Here is a 20,581-nt window from a genome sequence, read left to right as displayed (position 1 = left end):
ATCGCCACCTATCTAAGCCACAGGTGACAATGTCGGGGGCAGATCGTGACATCCCAGATCGAGGTTGAAGCGCTGACCAAAGCGCAGGCAGAGACGGAGCTGGCCCGGCTGGCCGAGGTGCTGAACGCGGCGAACACCGCCTATCATACGGAAGATGCACCAGAAATTTCCGACGCGGAATATGACGCGCTGAAGCGGCGCAATGCCGCAATCGAAGCGCGCTTCCCCGACATCAAGCGCGCTGACAGCCCGTCAGAGCAAGTCGGCGCGCCGGTCGCCGAAGGGTTCGGCAAGGTGCGACATGCGGTGCCGATGCTCTCGCTCGCCAATGCTTTCGACGCCGAGGAAGTCACTGAGTTCGACGCCCGGATCCGCAAATACCTTGGGCTGGGGTCGGATGCGCCATTGGCCTATACGGCCGAGCCCAAGATCGACGGGCTGTCGCTGTCCCTGCGCTACGAAAAGGGTGTGCTGGTGCAGGCCGCCACGCGGGGCGATGGCGCGGTGGGCGAAAATGTCACCGCCAACGCCCGCACCATTGAAAACATCCCGCAAGAGTTAAAGAACGCGCCGGACCTGCTGGAGGTGCGCGGCGAAGTCTATATGAGCCACGCCGATTTCGCGGCACTGAACGCGCGGCAGGCAGAAAGGGGCGGCAAAACCTTTGCCAACCCGCGCAATGCCGCCGCCGGATCCCTGCGGCAGCTCGACGCAGAGATTACCCGCGCCCGGCCATTGCAGTTTTTCGCCTATGCTTGGGGTGCGCTCTCGGAACCCTTGGCTGAGACGCAGAAGGGCGCGATTGACCGATTGACGGAACTGGGATTTTCGACCAACCCTCTGACCGCGCTTTGTGACGGGCCAAGTGATATGGTCGCCCATTACGAAAAGATCGAAGCGCAGCGCGCCACGCTGGGCTATGACATCGATGGCGTGGTCTATAAGGTCGACGATCTCGCGCTTCAGGAACGGCTTGGCTTTCGCTCCACCACGCCGCGTTGGGCCGTCGCCCATAAATTCGCCGCCGAATTGGCGTGGACCCGGCTTGAGGGGATCGACATTCAAGTTGGGCGCACCGGTGCCTTGTCGCCCGTGGCGCGGTTGCAGCCGGTCACGGTGGGCGGGGTCGTCGTCTCCAACGCGACGCTGCACAACGAAGATTACATCAAAGGGCTCGACAGCAAGGGCGCCGAAATCCGCGGCGGCAAGGACGTGCGCGTGGGCGATTGGGTGCAGATATACCGCGCGGGCGATGTGATCCCCAAAGTGGCCGACGTGGACCTGTCGAAACGTCCCTCTGATGCCGAAGCCTTTGTCTATCCCACCACCTGCCCGGAATGCGGGTCGGATGCGATGCGGGAGCCGGGCGATGCGGTGCGGCGCTGCACCGGTGGGTTGATCTGCCCGGCGCAGGCCGTTGAAAAGCTTATCCATTTCGTCAGCCGCAAGGCATTTGATATCGACGGTCTGGGGGCCAAACAGGTCGAACAGTTTTACCATGACGGTTGGATCGCGGAGCCTGCGGATATTTTCACCTTGAAAGAGCGTTACGGCAGCGGCGTGCAGCAGTTGAAAAACCGCGAAGGCTGGGGGCCGAAGTCGGCGGATAACCTTTTTCAGGCCATCGAAGATCGCCGTGAAATACCGATGGCGCGTCTGATTTTTGCCCTTGGTATTCGCCATGTTGGCGAGGCGGCGTCGAGCCTGATCGCGCTGCACTACGGCGATTGGGACAGTTTTGAGGCCGCCATGGCCGAGGCGCGCGGGCTCGACGGCCCCGCTTGGGATGATCTGATTGGCGTCGATGGCGTCGGCAGCGTCATGGCGGGTTCGCTGGTTTCGGCCTTTGCGCAAGAGGCAGAGCGTGCCTCAATCGACCGGTTGGTGGCGCATCTGACCGTGATCCCGGCGGAACGCCCCGACACCGAAGGCAGCCCCGTCGCAGGCAAGACCGTCGTCTTTACCGGCACTTTGGAGAAGATGAGCCGGGCCGAGGCCAAGGCCCGGGCGGAGCGTTTGGGGGCCAAGGTTTCAGGCTCGGTCAGCGGCAAAACCGATATTCTGGTCGCCGGACCGGGGGCGGGGTCCAAGGCCAAGAAGGCCGCTGATCTGGGGGTCGAGACGATGGATGAAGATGGCTGGCTCGCCTTGATCGAAGGCAAATGAGCGGCAGACCGGAACAGCTTTTCCCGCTATTCGCGGGGCTCGAAACGCTCGAAGGGGTGGGGCCAAAGACAGCGCAATTGCTGGGCCAATTGGGCATCCAAGCGCCGCGCGATCTGATCTTTACCCTGCCACATTCCGGGATCGACCGCCGTCTGCGGGACAGTGTGAAAGACGCGCATCTGCCTGCGACACTCACCCTGGCCGTCACCATCGGCGCACACCGTCCGGCACGCAATAAAGGCGGCGCTTACCGCATCACGGTCGAGGACGCGCAGACCAGTTTTCAACTGGTCTATTTCCACGCGCGCGGCGACTATTGGCAGCGGCAATTGCCCGAAGGCAGCCGCCGCATCGTTTCGGGCCGGGTGGAGTTTTTTGACGGGATGGCGCAGATGGTCCACCCGGATTTCGCCGTGCCGGAAGATCAAGCGGGCGATATTCCTGACTTTGAGCCGGTCTATCCGCTCACCTCTGGGCTGACGCAAAAGGTAATGTACAAGGCCACCCGAGGCGCCTTGAAACGGCTGCCGAAGGTGGCCGAATGGGCCGATCCCGGGCAGGTGGCGCAGGCCCCTTGGCCCGATTTCGCCGCCGCCGCAGAGGCCGCGCATGACCCGCAAACCGCGCAAGACCTCACCGCCACGGCCCCGGCGCGGGAGCGGCTGGCCTATGATGAGCTTTTTGCCCATCAAGTGACCCTCGCCTTGGCGCGGCAGAATGAGCGGCGCAAGATGGGGCGGGCGAACCGGGGCGACGGGCGGTTGCAAGAGCGGGTGTTGTCTTCCTTGCCCTATCGGCCCACCGACGCACAGCAGCGCGCCGTCGAAGAGATCACCGCCGACATGGGCCGCGAGACACGCATGAACCGGCTGTTGCAGGGCGATGTGGGGGCGGGCAAGACGCTGGTCGCCTTCATGGCGCTTTTGCGCGCCGTTGAGGCGGGCGGGCAAGCGGTGCTGATGGCACCGACGGAAATCCTTTCGCGTCAGCACCTTATGGGGCTGCAACCGTTGGCGGAACAGGCGGGCGTGGTGCTGGAACTCCTCACCGGGCGCGACAAAGGGGCAGAGCGGCGGGCCAAGCTTGCGGCACTGGAGCTCGGCGACATCCAGATCCTCGTTGGCACCCATGCGGTGTTTCAGGCGGATGTGAGCTTTGCCGATCTGCGCCTTGCGGTGGTCGACGAACAGCACCGTTTTGGCGTGCGGCAGCGGTTGGAATTGGGCCGCAAGGGGCGGCTGGCCGACGTGCTGGTGATGACCGCCACACCGATCCCGCGCAGTCTGGCGCTGGCGCAATACGGTGATATGGATGTCTCGATCCTCGACGAAAAGCCCCCCGGTCGGCAGCCCATTCGCACGGCGCTGGTCTCGACTTCAAGGATGGATGAGGTCATCGACCGGATGCGTCACGCCATCAGCGAAGGGCGGCAATGCTACTGGGTTTGCCCGCTGGTGGAAGAAAGCGAAGTCAGCGATCTGACGGCGGCGGAAGACCGGTTCAAACGGCTCCGCGCGGCGTTGGGCGAAGGGGTTGTGGGCTTGGTCCATGGGCAGATGCCGCCCGCCGAAAAGGACGCGGCGATGCGTGCCTTCCAAGCGGGAGAAACCAAGGTGCTGGTGGCCACCACGGTGATCGAAGTCGGCGTGGACGTGCCCAATGCGACGATCATGGTGGTGGAGCGGGCCGAGATTTTCGGCCTTGCGCAGTTGCACCAGTTGCGCGGCCGTGTCGGGCGGGGCGCCGGGGCGTCGACTTGTCTTTTGATGTATCAAGCCCCCCTCAGCGATACGGGCCGGCAACGGCTTGAGGTGCTGCGCGAATCCGAAGACGGTTTCGTCATTGCCGAAACCGATCTGAAAATGCGCGGCACGGGCGATCTTATCGGCACCGCGCAATCGGGCGTGCCGCGCTTTCGCGTGGCCGATCTGGAGCGTCAGGCGGGTTTGATGGCGGTGGCGCAATCGGATGCCCGAAAGCTTTTGGTTGATGATCCCACCCTCGAAGGGCCGCGCGGCAGGGCGGTAAGGCTGTTGCTATGGCTCATGCGGCAGGACGAGGCGATCCGTTTGATAACAGTGGGTTAGCGCCTAAACTCTCTTTATGTTCGCGAATGTTCTCAAAAAGTTCTTTACATGGATGGGTAAAAATGAGAACAAAGAAGCAACAAAGATAAGGAGGTACTGATGATGACTTACACTGCCCTGAAATCTATCGCCCTCAGATCGCAGGCCACATTGCTGCAAGATGCAGCAGGGGCCGCCGCTTTGATCGTGATGCTGGTCGTCGGGTTGCATCTGCCCGCCTTTATCTGAGTTCTGCCAAAGGCTCTCATGCCGCTTTGTCTGCTGCATCCGTCCCAATTTGATGCACCGACTTGCCTGTCCGCGTCGGCCTCTGGCAAAGCGGGTCCCAACATGAGGAACGCCGACTGACGCCGCCATCCTTCGCAGGATGTGCGGCGTTTTTTTGTTGAATATTGGGGAAGGTGGGCTGCGGCAGGCTGCGCTTAGGGCTCGCCAGCTTCCGCCGGGGCTTCGGCCTGTTGCATCGCCTCTGTCAGCGCCTCGATGCTCAGCATGATGGAGGCATGGCGGTTTTTATAGGCCGCGGCAGGGGTCAGCACTTCGAAACCGTCAAAGGGGGCGTCCGGCACCGGCCCTTCGCCCTTGAGCATGGCGCGCAGTTGATCGCGGGCAGTGGTGATCTGCGTGAGCGAGGCACCGGGCGCGGCACCGCCCACAACGGCCGCAGCCGCTTGCCCCAAGGCGCAGGCTTTCACGTCCTGTTTCATCTCGGCCAGACGGCCTTCCTCAACGCGCACATCAACCGTCACGGTCGAGCCGCACAGCGGCGAGCGGCGCTTCACGCTGGCCTGCGGGGCCTCCATCCGGCCCAGATGCGGGATCTCTGCGGTAAGCGCCAAGATACGCGCGGAGTAGAGCTTGATGAGGTCCGTCTCATCCGACATGGGCTGTTCCTTTTCGTACTGAAACCCTACATAAGCGCCGCAGAGACAGATGCAAATATTTCCACGAGGTGCCCGATGACTTTCGATCCTGCAAGCCTTCAGTTCAACGAGGCGGGCCTGATCCCCGCCATCGCGCAGGACGTGGAGACACATGAGGTGCTGATGCTGGCCTGGATGAGCGCAGAGAGCATCGCGCGCAGCCTTGAGACGGGCAAGGTCACCTATTGGAGTCGCTCGCGGCAGGCGTTCTGGGTAAAGGGCGAAACCAGTGGCCATGTGCAAAAACTAGTTGAAATGCGGGTCGATTGCGACCGCGATTGCCTGTTGGTACTTGTGGACCAGACCGGTCCCGCCTGTCACACTGGGCGGCGCAGTTGCTTTTACACCGGGATTCAGGATGATGAAGAAGTCGAACTGATGAAGCCGGTGGATTAAGGCCGCGCGCTAAAGCCCGACCATAGAACGAATATCTTCGGGCGTCATTCCATTCTCACGGTAGAGCGCGATGGCGCGGGCGTCATCGCGTTTGGCGAGCCGTTTGCCGCCGTCATCCCGGATCAGCCGGTGATGGTGATAATGCGGCGTTGGCAGGTCGAGCAAAGCCTGCAGCACAACATGGATATAGGTCGCCGCAAAAAGGTCGGCCCCGCGCGGGACAAGCGTGATCCCCTGTGCGGCATCGTCGAGTACGACGGAAAGGTGGTAGGACGTGCCCATGTCGCGCCGGGCCAAGACCACATCACCGACCGTGGCGATAAGCTGATCCGGGGAGAAGGTGATCGCGCCGGTTTCAGCATTCGGGCCATGGCCGTTTTCGGTGAAGTTAAGCGCGCGATTGCCCAAAAAGGCCAAGGCTTTACGCATATCAAGCCGCAGCGCGCCGGAGGCTTTTGGATGGCCTGCGTCACGGCAGGTGCCGGGGTAAATCAGGCCGTCGGGGCCATAGACGGGCTCTGCGCCCTCCTGCGGGGCGCTGGTGGCCGCGGCGATGTCGCGGCGGTTGCAGGTGCAAGCATAGACGAGGCCACGCGCCCAGAGGTCATCAAGGGCACTGCGGTAGGCCGCCATTCTGTCGGATTGGCGCATCACAGGCTGCGGCCAGTCAATACCAAGCCATGCGAGGTCTTCGTAGATCTGCGCCTCCCACTTGGGTCGCGCGCGGGATTGGTCGATATCTTCGATACGCAGCAGGAACTTTCCCCCCGCTGCTTTGGCCAGATCATGAGCCAAGAGTGCCGAATATGCGTGGCCAAGGTGCAGCGGACCGGTCGGGGATGGGGCAAATCTGGTGGTAAGTGTCAATTCTTTTCAATCAGATAGACGGTAGACTTCAAGTCGATGCCGGGCAGGTGCGGGCCTTCCTCTGCAAAGAGCAGGATCGCCGCGCCGCAGTCGGTCCACTCATGGATCATGCCCAGGGCGCCGCGATCTTCGAGCGCCTTTTCGTTGAGCGAAAACAGAAGTTTACCGCCCTTTTCTAATGCATGCATCAACGTGTCGAACAATCTGATCGGCGCGGCTCCGGGGCCGATCACGCCGATGGCGCTGATCGCTTCATAGCTGCCGGGCGCGAAGGGGAGAGGGGCATCAACTTCGAGCTCTAACAAATTGCGGTATATATCTTTTTTTCGAGCCACTGCCAGCATAGCGGCAGAGACATCGCCGCCGTCGATGGTGGTGAAACCCGCTTGTTTCAGGGCCGCGCCAGACAGCCCTGTGCCGCAGCCGATATCGAAGATCGGTGCGTCTTTGTTATCCAGAAATTCAGCGAGCGTGGCAGCGGCGCGGTCGGGCGTGGCATAGCCCTGCGCTTTGATATCCTCGTCGTAGCTGCCCGCCCATTCGTCATAAAGGCTACGGATCACCTGCGTGTCCCGCGCCGCGTAGGCTTTGTCGAAATAATGTTTTGTCATTCCCCTAGGATATGGGGGATGGGCAGGAGGATCCAGTGTTAACCCGGGGCGGGTTAACCTTGATCAAGCCATGCCTGCCAATCTGCCTTGGCACGGTCGGTATAGGCTTTGTAGCGATCCTTGCGGCCGCGACGGCCCGATTTAAGCCCTTCGACAGGCGGAAACAGGCCGAAGTTCACGTTCATCGGCTGAAAGGTTTTCGCATCCGCCCCGCCGGTGATGTGGGTGATCAGCGCGCCCATGGCGGTGCTGTCGGGCGGGGTTGGCAGGCTGCCGCCCTTGATCTCAGCGGCGGCCATGCGACCTGCGAGCAAGCCCATCGCGGCGCTTTCGACATAGCCTTCGACGCCAGTGATCTGCCCGGCAAAGCGGATATTGTCGCGGCTGCGCAGGCGCATTTGATCGTCAAGCAACGTGGGTGAGTTGATGAACGAGTTGCGGTGAATGCCGCCGAGACGTGCAAAGCGCGCGTTCTCAAGCCCAGGAATTCGTTTGAAAACATCTGTTTGCGCGCCGTACTTCATTTTGGTTTGAAAGCCGACGATATTGTAAAGCGTGCCCAGCTTGTTGTCGCGGCGCAGCTGGACAACGGCATGGGCCTTGATCTCGGGCTGGTGCGGGTTGGTCAGGCCAACCGGTTTCATCGGGCCATGGCGGAGGGTTTCGCGGCCCCGTTCTGCCATCACTTCAATGGGCAAGCAGCCATCGAAATAGCCCGCCGTTTCGCCTTCGCGGAACTCGGTCTTGTCGGCCTCTAGCAGCGCGTCGATGAAATCGTCGTATTGCTGCTTGTCCATGGGGCAGTTGAGGTAGGCGGTACGCTCTTCCTCGGTTTCGCCCTTGTCATAGCGCGACTGCATCCAGGCTTTCGACATGTCGATACTGTCGAAATAGACGATGGGCGCGATGGCGTCGAAAAAGGCGAGCGCCTCGGCCCCGGTTTCGGCGGCGATGGCTTCGGCCAATGCGCCGGAGGTCAGCGGGCCAGTAGCGATGATCCATTTGCCGTCTTTTGGCAGCTCAGAAATCTCGCCGTATTCGACGGTGATATTGGGGTGTGCGAGCAGCGTGTCGGTGACGGTCTGCGCGAAGGGGTCGCGGTCTACTGCCAGTGCGCCGCCAGCGGGCAGGCGGTTTTTGTCGGCGCAGGCCATGATGAGGCCGTCGGCGGCGCGCATTTCCCAATGCAGCAGGCCCACGGCGTTTTGCTCGTCATCATCCGAGCGGAAGGAGTTGGAGCAGACCATCTCGCCCAGAAGCCCGGTTTGGTGGGCGAAGGTTTCGACCTTGGGGCGCATCTCGTGGATCACGACTTCCACGCCCGCGTTCGCCGCTTGCCAAGCAGCCTCTGATCCGGCCATGCCGCCGCCGATGATGTGCAATGTATCTGTCATGGGGGCGATGTAGGGCAGGGCGGGTTCGCGCGCAACAGGCAAGAGCGGGGGCGGGCTGATGCGCGCTGAAATATCGCGGTACGCGCGCTTGGCCGGGCATGGTTTTGGGGTCGCCGCTGCGGGAATGGTCGGTCAGTGAGAGGCTGACCCGGAGGGACCTTCCGCCGTCGGCGACCCAAAATCATTAGGGTTTCTGTACCCTAATATAACAGTGCCCCGATTTTGCCAGATTTGCCAGCCCCTGCGTGGCAACACTGTTGCGCAAATTTGGAAACAATCACTGCTGCCAGTCGGGCGCGCGTTTTTCCAAGAAGGCGTCGATGCCTTCGCGGGTGTCAGCCTCAAGCATATTGCGCACCATGATGTCGCCGGTGAAGGCGTATGCTTGGTCGGTGGGCAAGTGCATCTGTTGATAGAATGCGCCTTTGCCGTGGGCGACGGCGGTGCCGAGTTTGGCGGCGATCTTTTCGGCTAGGGCGTTGGTTTCAGTAGCCAGCTGGTCGCCCGGCACGGCGCGGTTGATCAGGCCCAGTTCTGCAGCGCGGGGGGCTGAGATGAATTCGCCGGTGGTCAGCATCTCAAACGCTTGTTTGCGCGGGATGCTGCGGGTCAGGGCGACCATGGGGGTTGAACAGAAAAGGCCGATGTTCACGCCGTTGACGCCAAAGCGGGTGTCCTCGGCGGCGATGGCGATGTCGCAGGTGGCGACAAGCTGGCAGCCAGCGGCGGTGGCGATGCCGTGGACTTGGGCGATGACGGGCTGCGGCAGGCTTTGAATGCGGGCCATGAGGGTGGCGCAGCGGTCGAAGAGGTCTTTGAAGGCGGCGGCTCCGCCGTCTTCGGCTTGGCGCATGGCGGTCATCTGGCGCAGGTCGTGCCCCGCGCAAAAGGCTTTGCCCGCGCCCGATAGGATAATGACACGGGTTTGCCGATCTTCGGCCAAGGCGTCGAGTTTGCTGTGCAGGGCGGCCAGCATTTCGTCCGACAGTGCGTTCAGCCGCTCGGGTGCGTTCATGCGCAGGTGGGTCACCGGCCCTTGTGCCGTAACGTCAAGAATTGTCACCTTGCCCTCCCAAGCTGGTCGCGCCAACGTTACGCCGAGGAAAGCAGGGAGGACAAGTATGGCCGTGGTGATGGATGCAGAGGCGTTGGAAGCCTTTATGCGGGAGGTGTTTGATCAGGTGGCGGATGATTTCGCCGTGGATCACGTGGCCGAGAATGAGATCACCATGCGTCTGTTGACCAGCCGCCGCCATCTGCGGCCCGGAGGGACGGTGTCGGGCCCGTCGATGTTCGCGCTGGCGGATGTGGCGGCCTATCTCGCGACGCTTGCGATGATTGGGCCGAAGGCGCTGGCGGTGACGACGAATTGCTCGATCGATTTCATGCGCAAGCCGCTGGCGGATGTGCCGCTGGTCGCCCATGCCAAGCTGCTCAAGCTGGGGCGGCAGTTGTCGGTGACGGATGTGCTGATCTATTCCGAAGGGTCGGATAAGCCGGTGGCGCGGGCGAGCCTGACCTATGCGATTCCGCCTGCGTCGATGGGGTGAGGAAGGGCCAGCGCCTGCCCGTGGGCTGGCGACTGTGACGGCGATCCGTGCCACTTTATGGGGCAGTCTTGACGTGCTTTTTCGAAGATGCGCCCAGCTTCACCAAATCGCCCGCCCGCCGGGACGGGCAGGCGATGGCCCGGCGCCTGCGGCTTGATTCCGGGCTGGGCGTCTGCGCGAGACTACGAAAAAAGGGCCGGGAAAACCCGGCCCAAGGAAGAGGTCTGGCGGACGCCACAGGGAAGTTACGCCTGCCAGAACACGCGGGAAGCCTCGGCTGAGGCTTGTTCCGGTGTAAGTCCCGCATCATCAAGCTCCCACGGCTCAAGCGCAGCAAGCGCGATCCGGGTGCGTCGGCGGGCCGCCCATGTGGTCACGACCGCCGCAAAGCGCAGCGCGATCATCGCAGGGACCGGCAGGGCGCGGTATGTCATCAATGTCATTGCATCGGCGCTGATAGGGCGAGCCTGTGTCATGGGAGAACTCCTTGAATTTGTATTGGCGAAATTGTATTGACACAAAGTGTAGAAAGCCTACAGGTACAAGGGTACAAAGCGCGATACAATTTGACCACAGGAATATTGTAATGGGTACAATTTGGCAGCCAACCCTCGCCGAAGGGCAGGGACCGAAGTACAAACTCGTCGCCCTCACGATCCGCGAGGGGGTCACATCCGGTGCACTGGCCGTGGGGGACAAGCTGCCGCCTGTGCGCGAGCTGGCGTGGCAGTTGGGGATCACCCCCGGCACCGTGGCGCGGGCCTATACCATTCTTACGGACGAAGGTTTGCTGGAGGCCGAGGTCGGCCGGGGCACTTTTGTCGCCCCGCCGCAAGCCGCCATTCGCGAAGATGTCTGGAATCGCGAACAAGATAGCTGGATCAAAGAGTTAGAGATCTCCGATACCGATGCGGTCAGCCTTTTTAGCCCGCGCTTACCAGACATGGGGCAGGTGGCCCTGATCCGCAGCGCCCTGCGGCAGGTGGCGGATGTGCCGGGCGAAGAGCTGATGAATTATCCCACCCGCGATGCCTATGCCCCGGTGCGCCAAGCGGTGGTCGACTGGCTGTCGCATCTCTCCCTCGGGCCGCTGAGCGAGCAAGACGTGGTGCTCTCTCATGGCGGGCAGAGCGGGATTGTATTGGTACTTCAGGCGATACTGACTGGGCCAAAGCCGGTGATGCTGGTTGAAGACCTATCCTATGCTGGGTTTCGCCGCGCAGCAGAGGTGTTGCGCGCAGAAGTGGTTGGCGTGGCGATGGACAAAGATGGCGTCTTGCCAGAGGCGCTGGACAAAGCCGCGCGCGACAGTGGCGCGCAGGTGTTTTGCACCACGCCTGAGGTGCACAACCCGACCGGCAGCCACACCTGTCTAGAACGGCGGCGCGCATTGCTAGAGGTCGCAAAGCGGCACGGGTTGGAAATATTGGAAGACGATTGCTATCGCATGGGCTCGGCCCGCGCGCCGAGCTATCGGTCGCTTTGGCCGGAACATGTTTGGCATGTCTCGTCGATCTCGAAAGAGCTTACGCCGGCGCTGCGTGTGGGGTTTTCGCTGGCACCGAAAGGCAGGTCAGCGGATTTGCGGCGGGTGGCGGAATACGGATACTTCGGCCTTGCCCGCCCCTTGGCTGAGGCCACGCGCATTCTGCTGACCGATCCCCGGATGAAGGGGATCTGCAACGACATCCGCGAGCGGTTGGGTGAATATGTAGAAGTCGCGGTGAACCATCTGGGCGGCCATGAATTGCAGTGGTCGCGCGATGTGCCGTTTTTGTGGCTGCACCTGCCCCCCGGCTGGCGGGCGGCGGGGTTTTGTCGGGCCGCAGAGGCGCAGGGCGTGCAAATCCGGTCTGCTGATGAATTTGCCCTGCGCGATGGCCGCGCGCCCCATGCGGTGCGCATCGCGGTGAACGCCCATGTCTCTCTGCGCTCTTTTGAGGCGGCGATGCAGCGCCTGCGCTGTCTCTTGGACAATCCGCCAGAGCAGATCAGCGTGTAGAAATTTGGGGTATTATTATACCTAAATCATAAGTAACTGATTTTGCTTACGTAATCCGCGATTGCTGCGCTTGACCCGGCGATGCAGGTGGTTATAACCCCTCCATCAGACACCGGGCGGGGATTCCTCGTTCCGACCAACCTTAAACGGGAATTCATCCATGAAAACCTTTTCTGCGACACCGGCAGATATCGACAAGAAATGGATCATCATCGACGCCGAAGGCGTCGTGCTGGGCCGTCTCGCTTCGATCATCGCCACGCGCCTGCGCGGCAAGCACAAGCCGTCCTTCACACCGCATATGGATTGCGGCGACAACGTGATCGTCATCAACGCCGACAAGGTGCAGATGACCGGCAAGAAGCGCGAAGAGCACTTCTACTGGCACACCGGCCACCCCGGTGGCATCAAGTCGCGCACCAAGGCACAGATCCTTGAGGGCGCGCATCCTGAGCGTGTTGTGACCCAAGCGGTCAAGCGCATGCTGCCCGGCAACCGCCTGAGCCGCCAGATCATGACCAACCTGCGCGTCTATGCAGGTAGCGATCACCCCCATGAGGCGCAGAGCCCCGAAGTTCTGGATGTTAAATCCTTGAACAAGAAAAACACGCGGAGTGCATGAGCATGGCTGACGAAATCAAATCCCTCGACGGTCTCGAAGCAGCCGTGACCGAGAACATCGGCGGCGTGCAGGGCACCGAAACCGAAATGACCCCGCGCGAGCCGGTTCGTGACGAACTGGGCCGCGCCTATGCCACCGGCAAACGTAAAGACGCGGTCGCCCGCGTTTGGATCAAGCCCGGTTCCGGCAAGGTTATCGTCAACGGCAAGCCGCAGAACGAATACTTCGCGCGTCCCGTGCAGCAGTTGATCCTGGCACAGCCTTTCGGCATCACCAACACCGAAGGCCAGTTCGACGTGTTCGCAACTGTCAAAGGCGGCGGTCTGTCGGGTCAAGCGGGCGCGGTTAAGCACGGCATCTCCAAGGCGCTGCAGCTTTATGATCCCTCCCTGCGCGGTGCGCTGAAAGCGGCAGGCTTCCTGACCCGTGACAGCCGCGTCGTCGAGCGGAAGAAATACGGTAAGGCCAAAGCGCGCCGGAGCTTCCAGTTCTCCAAGCGTTAAGCTTACCGATCAAGTTTGCGAAAGGGCTGCCCTCCGGGGTGGCCCTTTTTCGTTTGTGGGCTGGCATGTGTGGCTGCTGGTCATGAAAAAGGCCGCTGCGGTTTCCCGCAACGGCCTCTGATCTAGGAACCGTGATCCCGAGACGGCTTAGCCGCCGATTTCGTAGCTCACGGTGAAGCCCAACACGCCGTCGCCATCGTTGGTGTCTTCGTAGAGCGCTTCAAAGCTGATGCCATCGCCAAAGTCGTAAACGGCGCCGGCTTCGGCATAGATGTTGTCGTCACGGTCGCTGTTGCCGATGAGGCCAACGGCGGTCCAACGCTCGGACAGGGGCGCTTCGAACGCGACTTCCTGATCGCTTTCGCCATTGTCGGGGTCGATGATCACAGCAAAGGCGCCGGAGGCGTCACGACCGATGGGGAAGCCCAGTGTCGCGGTGATCTCTTCGCTGTGGTTTTCGGAATCGTTCAGCCAGATATAGCCATAGGTCAGATCCCAGCTGAGACCCTGACCGAAGTCCGCGCCATAGCCGAGGTTTGCTTCGAACTCGACGTCATCTGTCGGGTCTTGGTAGAGCGATGTTGCGCTGAGGCCGGTGTGGAAGCCGCCGTAGGTCAGCTCGACAAAGCCTTCGACTTCGTTTTCGAGGTGATCGAAATCATCCGACGTGTTGAAACGTGTGGCGGCAGAGACGCCTGCGGTCCAGCCAATCATGGAGGTCATGGCGCGGTCTTCGATCACCGGGTCGAAACCGGTGGTGATGTTGTCCTGCGCATAGGCGGCGGAAGAGAGCAGCCCGGCGGTAAGGCCGAACCCGATAAGGTGTTTGATATTCATGGCATTTGCCTAGTGTTGGACCATGGCTTGTCTGCGACTGGCGAAGTCTGGTTGTGAAGGTCTTTCGGATATGCCCGACATGGGGGAGCCGCAAGGACCGTCTGCGCATAGCTGGCATGCGTTAGAACATAACATTGTGAACGACGGAAATTTCGCCCAAGTCGTTGGTTTTTCTCAGCCCCCGTGGTTCCGGGCGGGGCGGCGCCTGCCTATATCAAGCGCAACACAGGAGACAGTCATGCAGTATTCAGTTCTAGACCTTGCCCCGGTGCCCGAAGGGTCAGACACCGCCACCGCCATCGCCAATTCCGTCGCGTTGGCCCAATTGGCCGAAGCCAAGGGCTATCACCGCTTCTGGATGGCTGAGCATCATAACATGCCGGGCATCGCCTCGGCGGCGACATCGGTTTTGCTGGGGCATGTGGCGGACCACACGCAGCATATTCGCGTTGGGGCGGGCGGGGTGATGCTGCCCAATCACGCGCCTTTGGCGATTGCCGAGCAGTTTGGGACCTTGGCGGCGATCCATGGCGACCGGATCGATTTGGGGCTAGGGCGTGCGCCGGGCGGCGATCAGGCGGTGATGCGTGCCATGCGGCGCGGCATGAGTGGCGGCGATCACTTCCCCGATGATGTGGCCGAGTTGATGGCTTATCTGGGTGACGCCGACCCGCGGTCGCCGGTGCGTGCGCATCCGGGTGAGGGGACGCATGTGCCGATCTGGATCCTCGGCTCCTCGCTATACGGTGCGCAACTGGCGGCGCATTTTGGGCTGCCTTATGCCTTTGCCTCTCACTTTGCGCCCGATGCGTTGGAGGAGGCCACGGCCATCTACCGTCGTGATTTCAAACCTTCCGAAGCCTGCCCCGCGCCGCGCTTCATGCTGGCGGTCAACGTATTCGCTGCCGACACGGATGAAGAGGGGGCCTATCTGCGCACCACCATGCAGCAGGCATTCGCCCGTCTGCGCACTGGCCGCCCCGGCAAGCTGCCACGCCCGGTGCGTGACATAGACGCCGAGATTGGCGCAGGGATGCGGCAGGGGGTGGATCATGCGCTGCGCGTGTCTGCCGTGGGCAGCCCAGAGACGGTCAAGCGGCAGCTTGAGGCGCTGATCGCACAGCACTGCCCGGATGAGTTGATCCTGACCGGGCAAATCCACGATCACGCGGCGCGGTTGCGCTCGTTTGAGATTGCGGCGGATGTCTTGCAAAACATGAGGGTGGCGGCCTAAGGGCCGCTAAACCTTACTCGTCGGGGCTGACCAATCCCAGCCCGCGCAGGTAAATCCCGATCCCGGTTTCCAGCAGGTCATCTGCTGGGAAGGGCGACGCGCGACCGGGGGAGTTGCGGGCGAAAAGTTCGACCACGCCGTGGCTCATCGCCCAGATATGGGCCGAGAACATCGAAGCGGGCGGGCGTTTGTCTGCCGGGATATGCTGGCTGAGGTCGGATGCTGCGCGCTCTAGCACGCCATTGGCGCGGTTGGCGGCATGGGCCAGTTCCGGGGTGCGGTTCACCGAGATGCCGGATTCGAACATGGCGATGTAATGGCCGGGGTATTTGCGCGCGAATGCCAGATAGGCGCGGCCCGTGGCCTCGAAGGCTTTGAGGGCTGAGGGCTGGCCGGATTCGTAAGCAAATTCCATCAATTCGGCAAAGATATCATAGCCTTGATGCGCGGCCTCGGCGATCAGGTCTTCGCGGCCTTCGAAGTGGCGATAGACCGCAGCCGGGGTGACGCCCGCGCGTTTAGCGGCCTCGGAGAGGGTAAAGCCCGTGGGGCCGCGCTGCTCGATCAACTCAAGTGCTGCGTCGATCAAGGCTTGGCGCAGGTTGCCGTGATGATAGCCGCGCTTAGGCATCCCAGATGTCCGGCCCGCCGCAAATCTCGTCGTCGATCTTGCCAATCGCTTTGGCGTCTTTCTGGGGGTAGTCGAAGCGGTTCAGCAGGTGGCGCATCGCGGCCAGTCGGGCGCGGCGCTTATCGTCGGATCGGATCACCGTCCAAGGGGTCTCATCCGTATGGCTGCTCAGCAGGGTCTCGGCGATGGCGCTCGAATATTCCTCCCATTTGGCGAGACCTTTGACGTCGATGGGGCTGAGCTTCCATTGCTTCAACGGGTCGGATTCGCGCGACAGCATGCGGCGCAACTGCTCGGCCCGGCCCACGTTGAGCCAGAACTTGATCAGGTGAATGCCGTCTTCGACGAGCATCTGCTCAAACGGGGTGACTTGTTCAAAGAAATGCGCGCGCTGTTCGGGGGTGCAAAAGTCGAAAACCTTTTCCACCACCCCGCGATTGTACCAAGAGCGGTCATAAAACACCATCTCGCCCGCGGTGGGCAAGTGTTTGATATAGCGTTGAAAATACCATTCGCCCTGTTCCGTCTCAGTGGGTTTCGACAGGGCGACGACACGGGCGGAACGGGGGCTTAGGTTCTCGCGCATACGGCGGATCGTGCCGCCTTTTCCGGCGGCGTCGCGGCCCTCAAACACCATGACGACGCGCTGGCCCGTTTCGCGCACCCAAGATTGCAATTTGACCATTTCGATCTGCAACCGCTCATAGTCGCGCTCATAGGTTTTGCGCGACAGACGCTCGTCATGCGGATAGCTGGGCGAAAGGATATCGTCCTTGTCGGAGCGGCGGATCGCTTGGCGAATGTCCTCGGGGGCGTCATTCTCGTAAAAGGCGCTGATTGCGCCGTCAAAGGGCAGGTCCATGGGCGCTCCTTGCGGGTTGTTCTTGTTTCAATATGGGATGTTAAGGCGCTTAACGCAAACCCGCACGGGTGGCGGCGCGGTCGATTGTGTCGACCACGGCCTGCGGGTCGGCATGATGGGGCATATGGCCCATGCCGGGCAGTCGGGTGAGCGCGCCGTTCGGGATGTCTTTGATCAATTCCTCGGCGTGGATATGCATTGGCACAATGGTATCGGCATCGCCATGAATGATCTCAACCGGCATGGTCAGACGGTCATATTGTGCGGCCATTTCAACCACATGGGGGCGAAGCTGGTGCACCTGCTGGGCGTTGGCGCGGCTGGCGCTGCGGCGTAGGGTCAACCCGGTGCCGATATGTTCGGCATAGCCCTCGGGCGCGGGCTGCGGGGCAAAGATCGCCTCAACACTGCTTTGCACCACGCCTTCGGGGACGAAAGCGGTGACGGCGGGGATAAAAAGCGCACCGCCAAGCCGCGAGGCGCTGACGTTGTAAATCCAGCCCAGCCCACCGGGCCATGGCTCTGACACCGCAGAGACAAGCACCAGCGCGGCGGTGTCTTTGGGCCGCTGCACCCCCCAGGCCAGCGCCACAGCCCCGCCAAAGGAGTGGCCCAACACGATGGGGTTTTCGACGCCAAGCTGGTCGGCAGCCTTTTGCAGCAGCGCGGCTTGTTCTTGGGGCGATTCCCCCAGCGGGTTCCACGCGCCACGCGCGCCGGGGAGGCGGGCGGTATAGCCCATGCCGGGGCGGTCGAACATGATGACGCGGTAGCGATCGCTCAGCCGTTCCGCGAACCCCATGGTGAAATCACGCAGGTTGCCGCTGGCCCCATGGATCAGCACCAGATCAGGCCCGCTGCCGATAACCTTGGCATGGACCGGCAGGCCATCCACCGTGATGATCTCGCCCTCGGGCGGGTAGCTGGCCTCGGCCCGCGCCTCATGTCGTGCGGCGCGCCATTGGACAAGCGCCACCAGCAGCGCCAGTCCGAGCAGAAGGGCGAGCAGCAGTTTAATGGCCAATCTCATTCATATCGAAGGGGGTGGTTTGGTATATCTCGTTGATCCAATTGCCGTAAAGCAGATGCGCGTGGCTGCGCCAGCGGTTCACCGGGGTGCGCGATGGGTCATCCTCTGGGTAGTAGTTGCAGGGCACGTTGATCGGCACGCCATTCTCAACGTCGCGGTCATACTCTTGTTTCAGCGTGTCGCGGTCGTATTCGAAATGGTTAAAGACATAGAGCGCGCGGTGCGCGGGGTCTTCGATCAGGCAGGGGCCGACTTCATCGCTACCCAAAAGCGTGGTGAGGCCCGCGTGCGTGTTCACTTCGTCTTGGCGCATCTCGGTCCAGCGAGAGACGGGCACGGTGCAATCATCCGAGAACCCGCGCAGATACGGCGAGGCGGGCGCGAGGTTGCGGTGGCGGAAACAGCCGAAGGCTTTCTCGGGCAGGATGTGTTTCTTAACCCCATGGAAATGGTTGATCATCGCCATGCCCCCCCAGCAGACGCCAAAGGTGGAGTGGATGTTGGTCTGGGTCCATTCCATCACTTCGCCCAACTCGTCCCAATAGGTCACCTCGTTAAACTCAAGATGCTCAATCGGTGCGCCGGTGATGATCAGCCCGTCGAATTTCTCGGCCTTCATTTCCTCGAAGGGGCGATAGAAGCTTTCCATATGCTCTGCTGCCGTATTGCGGGCTTGGTGGTCGGACATGCGGATGAGGCTGAGTTCAATCTGCAGAGGCGTTGCGCCGATCAGACGGGCGAACTGGTTCTCCGTTTGGATTTTCTTGGGCATCAGGTTCAGCAGGGCGATGCGCAGCGGGCGAATGTCCTGTCGGGACGCCAGTTCCTCGTCCAGCACCATGACCCCTTCGTTGCGCAGAACGTCGAAGGCGGGCAGGCGGGAGGGGATCTTGATGGGCATGAGACAGGTCTTTCAGGGGTAGCCAGAGCAGTCAGGTAATCTTGGGCGTGGTGGGTTCAACCGCCCGAGGGTAGGTGGCGGGCGATAAGATCGGTAAAGTCTTCGGGAGCTTTTAGTGTGTCGATGTCGGCAGGGGTGATCGTGACGCCCCATTTCGACATCGCAGCATAGCGCGGCTGGCGGTGCGACAGCGCGGCGGCATAGGTCCAGCGGATGAAATCATCGGGGTTCACGGCGTCTTCGGTGATGTTCTTTTCCGCGAGATAATCGGTCCATGCACGGGCGAGGAATTCAGGCTGATAGGCCATCGGCTTGGGGGCTTTGTCGAAACGGCGGATCAGTTCTTCGGTATGGGCCTCGTCGCCTTTGATCCAGACCAGCAGGCATTCTTGCGAGAGCTGTTGCAACAGCGGGTCGTTCGGGTCTTCGGGGTCGACCCATTCGCAGATCGAGCCACCGGTGTCACAGATGAAATGCGGATAGCCGTAGAGCGCTTCGGCGCGGTTGGCGAAATAGGCGGTGTCTTGCAGCGCGCTGATCTCGGCCCGGCGGAACGCCTCTTGGCGCGTTGCATAGTCCGCCATGGGCAGCCCACCGCGCGCGGGATCGCCGGGTTTGCCGAGCCACGTAGCCACGGGCGATAGATTGTCGAAGGTGATGTTTGAGCCGATGTAGATGCTATCGCTGAGCAGCAGATCACGTAGAAACGGCACCTTCATCGCCTCGGCCTTGGCGTTGTCGGCGATCAGTTCGCCCAGATAGCGGGTGCCGATGCGGTAGTCGATCGAGTAGTGAAACCAATCCCCGCTGGCGCGCAGCAGGCTGGACAGATGGGTTTTGCCCAAGCCCGACATGCCAAAGATCAGAACTTTGCGGCGCGGCGCGGCGCGCCAGTCGTCAGCCGTGGGGTAGAGCATGTATCACCAAGGTTAAGTGCTTCGTTTCCCCTGAGTACCCCAGTGTTTGACCAGACGCCAGATGCGGCCATCCAGCACCAAAAGCCCAAGCGCCAGAAGGGCAAAGCCGCTGTAGGCGGCAGGGCGCAGGGTTTCATCGCGCAGCCATGCGCCCAGCAGGATCGCGACGGGTGCGACCAGCAGCGTGACCAGCATCAGGTTGCTGCTGCCCGCCATGCCCAGCACCCGGTAATAAAGCAGATAGGCCAGCGCCGTGGCAGCCAGCGCGTAATAGGCAATGGCCATGAGCGTCGCCGGGGCAAGGTCGAGCGTCAGCGGCCCTTCGACCACCCATGCCAGCGGCAGCATGATCAGCGTGGCCCCTGTCAGCATCCCGGCGGCGGCCAGTTGCGGCGGTTGGCCCGGCAGCAGTTTGCGCGCGCAGACACCCGCCATGGCATAGGACATTGCCCCGCCCAGCACGGCAAGCTGCGCAAGGCTGCCGAGGTCGAAATTCGTGAGGTTTTCCAGCCCGATGGCGGTGCTGACCCCGGCAAAGCCAAGGCAGACGCCAATCGCCTTGCGCGGGGTGATGCGCTCATCCGCGAGAAAGATCGCGGCGGCCAGCACGCCAAAGATCGCCGTGGCGGCATTGAGGATTGAGGTCAGGCCAGAGGGGATATGCAGCTGCCCCCATGCCATCAGCGAGAAGGGGATCACATTATTCAACAGCCCCATCAGCAGGAAGGCCGCCCAGATGCGCGGGTCGCGCGGCAGCGGCAGGCGCATAACGGCGACCGCGCCCCAAAGCACCAGCATCGCCCAGAACACCCGATGCGCAACCGAGGTCAGCGGCCCGATCTCATCCAGTGCCACCCGCACGGCGACAAAGGACGCGCCCCAAAGCAGAGCGAGAAAGCCCATTTCGATCCAAGCACGCGGGGGAATGGTTTTTTGTGTGATCATGACCTCGGGTTTAGGCCGTTCCATTGATCGGCACGACCCGAAAGATGCGCATGCATAAAAAACGCCGCCCGAGGGGATCGGGCGGCGTGATCTCAACGGTTCT

At 61.8% G+C, this 20,581-nt stretch carries 22 protein-coding genes; 9 read left to right on the top strand and 13 right to left on the bottom strand.

Going from position 1 to position 20,581, the window contains the following annotated elements:
* The first annotated feature begins 45 nt into the window (after positions 1 to 45).
* The 3 genes from ligA (at position 46) to B5M07_RS19670 (ending at position 4,481) form a co-directional block, all read left to right on the top strand.
* On the top strand, positions 46 to 2,166 hold the full coding sequence (ligA, locus tag B5M07_RS10075) for an NAD-dependent DNA ligase LigA (protein ID WP_120351205.1): 2,121 nt from the start codon (positions 46 to 48) through the stop codon (positions 2,164 to 2,166).
* Positions 2,163 to 4,253 carry an ATP-dependent DNA helicase RecG gene (gene recG / locus B5M07_RS10070; protein ID WP_120351204.1) on the top strand — a complete coding sequence of 697 codons (2,091 nt, stop codon included), beginning with the start codon at positions 2,163 to 2,165 and terminating at the stop codon, positions 4,251 to 4,253. Before ligA ends, recG begins: the two co-directional genes overlap by 4 nt.
* Positions 4,254 to 4,352: 99 nt before the next feature.
* Positions 4,353 to 4,481 carry a hypothetical protein gene (locus B5M07_RS19670; protein ID WP_259944545.1) on the top strand — a complete coding sequence of 43 codons (129 nt, stop codon included), beginning with the start codon at positions 4,353 to 4,355 and terminating at the stop codon, positions 4,479 to 4,481.
* Between the two features lie 194 nt (positions 4,482 to 4,675).
* On the opposite strand, the gene B5M07_RS10065 is transcribed toward B5M07_RS19670, so the two are convergent.
* Entirely contained in the window at positions 4,676 to 5,137 is a 462-nt protein-coding gene (locus tag B5M07_RS10065) for an iron-sulfur cluster assembly scaffold protein (RefSeq protein WP_120351203.1), read from the bottom strand.
* A 75-nt stretch (positions 5,138 to 5,212) separates the two neighbouring features.
* Between B5M07_RS10065 and hisI the strand changes: the two genes are divergently transcribed.
* Entirely contained in the window at positions 5,213 to 5,572 is a 360-nt protein-coding gene (gene hisI, locus B5M07_RS10060; RefSeq protein WP_120351202.1) for a phosphoribosyl-AMP cyclohydrolase, read from the top strand.
* A gap of 9 nt (positions 5,573 to 5,581) precedes the next feature.
* Here the strand turns inward: hisI and gluQRS are convergent, their stop codons facing one another.
* The 4 genes from gluQRS to B5M07_RS10040 all read right to left on the bottom strand — a co-directional run bounded on the left by gluQRS (position 5,582) and on the right by B5M07_RS10040 (position 9,507).
* On the bottom strand, positions 5,582 to 6,439 hold the full coding sequence (gene gluQRS / locus B5M07_RS10055) for a tRNA glutamyl-Q(34) synthetase GluQRS (RefSeq protein WP_120351201.1): 858 nt from the start codon (positions 6,437 to 6,439) through the stop codon (positions 5,582 to 5,584).
* The gene (locus B5M07_RS10050) at positions 6,436 to 7,050 is read right to left on the bottom strand and encodes a class I SAM-dependent DNA methyltransferase (protein WP_120351200.1); all 615 of its coding nucleotides are present in this window, start codon (positions 7,048 to 7,050) and stop codon (positions 6,436 to 6,438) included. The genes gluQRS and B5M07_RS10050 overlap by 4 nt, the downstream gene beginning before the upstream one ends.
* Positions 7,051 to 7,103: 53 nt before the next feature.
* Entirely contained in the window at positions 7,104 to 8,444 is a 1,341-nt protein-coding gene (gene trmFO / locus B5M07_RS10045; protein WP_120352216.1) for a methylenetetrahydrofolate--tRNA-(uracil(54)-C(5))-methyltransferase (FADH(2)-oxidizing) TrmFO, read from the bottom strand.
* Positions 8,445 to 8,721: 277 nt separating this feature from the next.
* The gene (locus B5M07_RS10040) at positions 8,722 to 9,507 is read right to left on the bottom strand and encodes an enoyl-CoA hydratase (RefSeq protein WP_120351199.1); all 786 of its coding nucleotides are present in this window, start codon (positions 9,505 to 9,507) and stop codon (positions 8,722 to 8,724) included.
* Between the two features lie 58 nt (positions 9,508 to 9,565).
* On the opposite strand from B5M07_RS10040, the gene B5M07_RS10035 reads away from it, so the two are divergent.
* Positions 9,566 to 9,994 carry a PaaI family thioesterase gene (locus B5M07_RS10035; RefSeq protein ID WP_067629887.1) on the top strand — a complete coding sequence of 143 codons (429 nt, stop codon included), beginning with the start codon at positions 9,566 to 9,568 and terminating at the stop codon, positions 9,992 to 9,994.
* A gap of 245 nt (positions 9,995 to 10,239) precedes the next feature.
* Here B5M07_RS10035 and B5M07_RS10030 read toward each other — a convergent pair whose 3' ends face one another.
* Positions 10,240 to 10,470, bottom strand: coding sequence for a DUF1127 domain-containing protein (locus B5M07_RS10030; RefSeq protein WP_120351198.1), 231 nt, complete (start codon positions 10,468 to 10,470; stop codon positions 10,240 to 10,242).
* A 110-nt stretch (positions 10,471 to 10,580) separates the two neighbouring features.
* Here B5M07_RS10030 and B5M07_RS10025 point away from each other — a divergent pair, with 110 nt between their 5' ends.
* The 3 genes from B5M07_RS10025 to rpsI all read left to right on the top strand — a co-directional run bounded on the left by B5M07_RS10025 (position 10,581) and on the right by rpsI (position 13,121).
* Entirely contained in the window at positions 10,581 to 11,996 is a 1,416-nt protein-coding gene (locus B5M07_RS10025) for an aminotransferase-like domain-containing protein (RefSeq protein WP_120351197.1), read from the top strand.
* Positions 11,997 to 12,156: 160 nt separating this feature from the next.
* On the top strand, positions 12,157 to 12,618 hold the full coding sequence (gene rplM / locus B5M07_RS10020; RefSeq protein ID WP_067629878.1) for a 50S ribosomal protein L13: 462 nt from the start codon (positions 12,157 to 12,159) through the stop codon (positions 12,616 to 12,618).
* Positions 12,619 to 12,620: 2 nt separating this feature from the next.
* Positions 12,621 to 13,121, top strand: coding sequence for a 30S ribosomal protein S9 (gene rpsI, locus B5M07_RS10015; protein WP_067629875.1), 501 nt, complete (start codon positions 12,621 to 12,623; stop codon positions 13,119 to 13,121).
* A 147-nt stretch (positions 13,122 to 13,268) separates the two neighbouring features.
* Here the strand turns inward: rpsI and B5M07_RS10010 are convergent, their stop codons facing one another.
* Entirely contained in the window at positions 13,269 to 13,958 is a 690-nt protein-coding gene (locus B5M07_RS10010) for a hypothetical protein (RefSeq protein ID WP_120351196.1), read from the bottom strand.
* A gap of 238 nt (positions 13,959 to 14,196) precedes the next feature.
* Between B5M07_RS10010 and B5M07_RS10005 the strand changes: the two genes are divergently transcribed.
* Complete coding sequence (locus tag B5M07_RS10005) at positions 14,197 to 15,192, top strand: LLM class flavin-dependent oxidoreductase (RefSeq protein ID WP_120351195.1); 996 nt, start codon at positions 14,197 to 14,199, stop codon at positions 15,190 to 15,192.
* Between the two features lie 13 nt (positions 15,193 to 15,205).
* Here the strand turns inward: B5M07_RS10005 and B5M07_RS10000 are convergent, their stop codons facing one another.
* Genes B5M07_RS10000 through B5M07_RS09975 form a run of 6 tightly spaced genes read right to left on the bottom strand, consistent with a single transcriptional unit; the run spans position 15,206 to position 20,478 of the window.
* Positions 15,206 to 15,823: a TetR/AcrR family transcriptional regulator gene (locus tag B5M07_RS10000; RefSeq protein WP_067629863.1), complete on the bottom strand. Its 618-nt coding sequence runs from the start codon at positions 15,821 to 15,823 to the stop codon at positions 15,206 to 15,208.
* Complete coding sequence (ppk2, locus tag B5M07_RS09995; protein ID WP_120351194.1) at positions 15,816 to 16,685, bottom strand: polyphosphate kinase 2; 870 nt, start codon at positions 16,683 to 16,685, stop codon at positions 15,816 to 15,818. Before ppk2 ends, B5M07_RS10000 begins: the two co-directional genes overlap by 8 nt.
* 49 nt (positions 16,686 to 16,734) lie before the next feature.
* The gene (locus tag B5M07_RS09990; protein WP_120351193.1) at positions 16,735 to 17,715 is read right to left on the bottom strand and encodes an alpha/beta fold hydrolase; all 981 of its coding nucleotides are present in this window, start codon (positions 17,713 to 17,715) and stop codon (positions 16,735 to 16,737) included.
* Entirely contained in the window at positions 17,699 to 18,616 is a 918-nt protein-coding gene (gene metA, locus B5M07_RS09985; RefSeq protein WP_120351192.1) for a homoserine O-acetyltransferase MetA, read from the bottom strand. The genes B5M07_RS09990 and metA overlap by 17 nt, the downstream gene beginning before the upstream one ends.
* 56 nt (positions 18,617 to 18,672) lie before the next feature.
* Positions 18,673 to 19,533: an ATPase gene (locus B5M07_RS09980; RefSeq protein WP_120351191.1), complete on the bottom strand. Its 861-nt coding sequence runs from the start codon at positions 19,531 to 19,533 to the stop codon at positions 18,673 to 18,675.
* Positions 19,534 to 19,545: 12 nt separating this feature from the next.
* Positions 19,546 to 20,478, bottom strand: a complete 933-nt coding sequence (locus tag B5M07_RS09975) for a DMT family transporter (protein WP_120351190.1) — start codon at positions 20,476 to 20,478, stop codon at positions 19,546 to 19,548.
* Between the last annotated feature and the right edge of the window lie 103 nt (positions 20,479 to 20,581).

The sequence above is a fragment of the Sulfitobacter sp. D7 genome (assembly GCF_003611275.1).
In the GTDB taxonomy this organism is placed as follows: domain Bacteria; phylum Pseudomonadota; class Alphaproteobacteria; order Rhodobacterales; family Rhodobacteraceae; genus Sulfitobacter; species Sulfitobacter profundi.
This window is presented reverse-complemented; position numbering and strand designations above follow the sequence as displayed.

Coding starts and splice junctions, on each gene's coding strand:
- recG (WP_120351204.1), top strand. CDS start 2,163: ATGAGCGGCAGACCGGAACAGCTTTTCCCGCTATTCGCGGGGCTCGAA.
- B5M07_RS19670 (WP_259944545.1), top strand. CDS start 4,353: ATGATGACTTACACTGCCCTGAAATCTATCGCCCTCAGATCGCAGGCC.
- B5M07_RS10065 (WP_120351203.1), bottom strand. CDS start 5,137: ATGTCGGATGAGACGGACCTCATCAAGCTCTACTCCGCGCGTATCTTG.
- hisI (WP_120351202.1), top strand. CDS start 5,213: ATGACTTTCGATCCTGCAAGCCTTCAGTTCAACGAGGCGGGCCTGATC.
- B5M07_RS10050 (WP_120351200.1), bottom strand. CDS start 7,050: ATGACAAAACATTATTTCGACAAAGCCTACGCGGCGCGGGACACGCAG.
- trmFO (WP_120352216.1), bottom strand. CDS start 8,444: ATGACAGATACATTGCACATCATCGGCGGCGGCATGGCCGGATCAGAG.
- B5M07_RS10035 (WP_067629887.1), top strand. CDS start 9,566: ATGGCCGTGGTGATGGATGCAGAGGCGTTGGAAGCCTTTATGCGGGAG.
- B5M07_RS10030 (WP_120351198.1), bottom strand. CDS start 10,470: ATGACACAGGCTCGCCCTATCAGCGCCGATGCAATGACATTGATGACA.
- B5M07_RS10025 (WP_120351197.1), top strand. CDS start 10,581: ATGGGTACAATTTGGCAGCCAACCCTCGCCGAAGGGCAGGGACCGAAG.
- rplM (WP_067629878.1), top strand. CDS start 12,157: ATGAAAACCTTTTCTGCGACACCGGCAGATATCGACAAGAAATGGATC.
- rpsI (WP_067629875.1), top strand. CDS start 12,621: ATGGCTGACGAAATCAAATCCCTCGACGGTCTCGAAGCAGCCGTGACC.
- B5M07_RS10010 (WP_120351196.1), bottom strand. CDS start 13,958: ATGAATATCAAACACCTTATCGGGTTCGGCCTTACCGCCGGGCTGCTC.
- B5M07_RS10005 (WP_120351195.1), top strand. CDS start 14,197: ATGCAGTATTCAGTTCTAGACCTTGCCCCGGTGCCCGAAGGGTCAGAC.
- B5M07_RS10000 (WP_067629863.1), bottom strand. CDS start 15,823: ATGCCTAAGCGCGGCTATCATCACGGCAACCTGCGCCAAGCCTTGATC.
- ppk2 (WP_120351194.1), bottom strand. CDS start 16,685: ATGGACCTGCCCTTTGACGGCGCAATCAGCGCCTTTTACGAGAATGAC.
- B5M07_RS09990 (WP_120351193.1), bottom strand. CDS start 17,715: ATGAGATTGGCCATTAAACTGCTGCTCGCCCTTCTGCTCGGACTGGCG.
- metA (WP_120351192.1), bottom strand. CDS start 18,616: ATGCCCATCAAGATCCCCTCCCGCCTGCCCGCCTTCGACGTTCTGCGC.
- B5M07_RS09980 (WP_120351191.1), bottom strand. CDS start 19,533: ATGCTCTACCCCACGGCTGACGACTGGCGCGCCGCGCCGCGCCGCAAA.
- B5M07_RS09975 (WP_120351190.1), bottom strand. CDS start 20,478: ATGATCACACAAAAAACCATTCCCCCGCGTGCTTGGATCGAAATGGGC.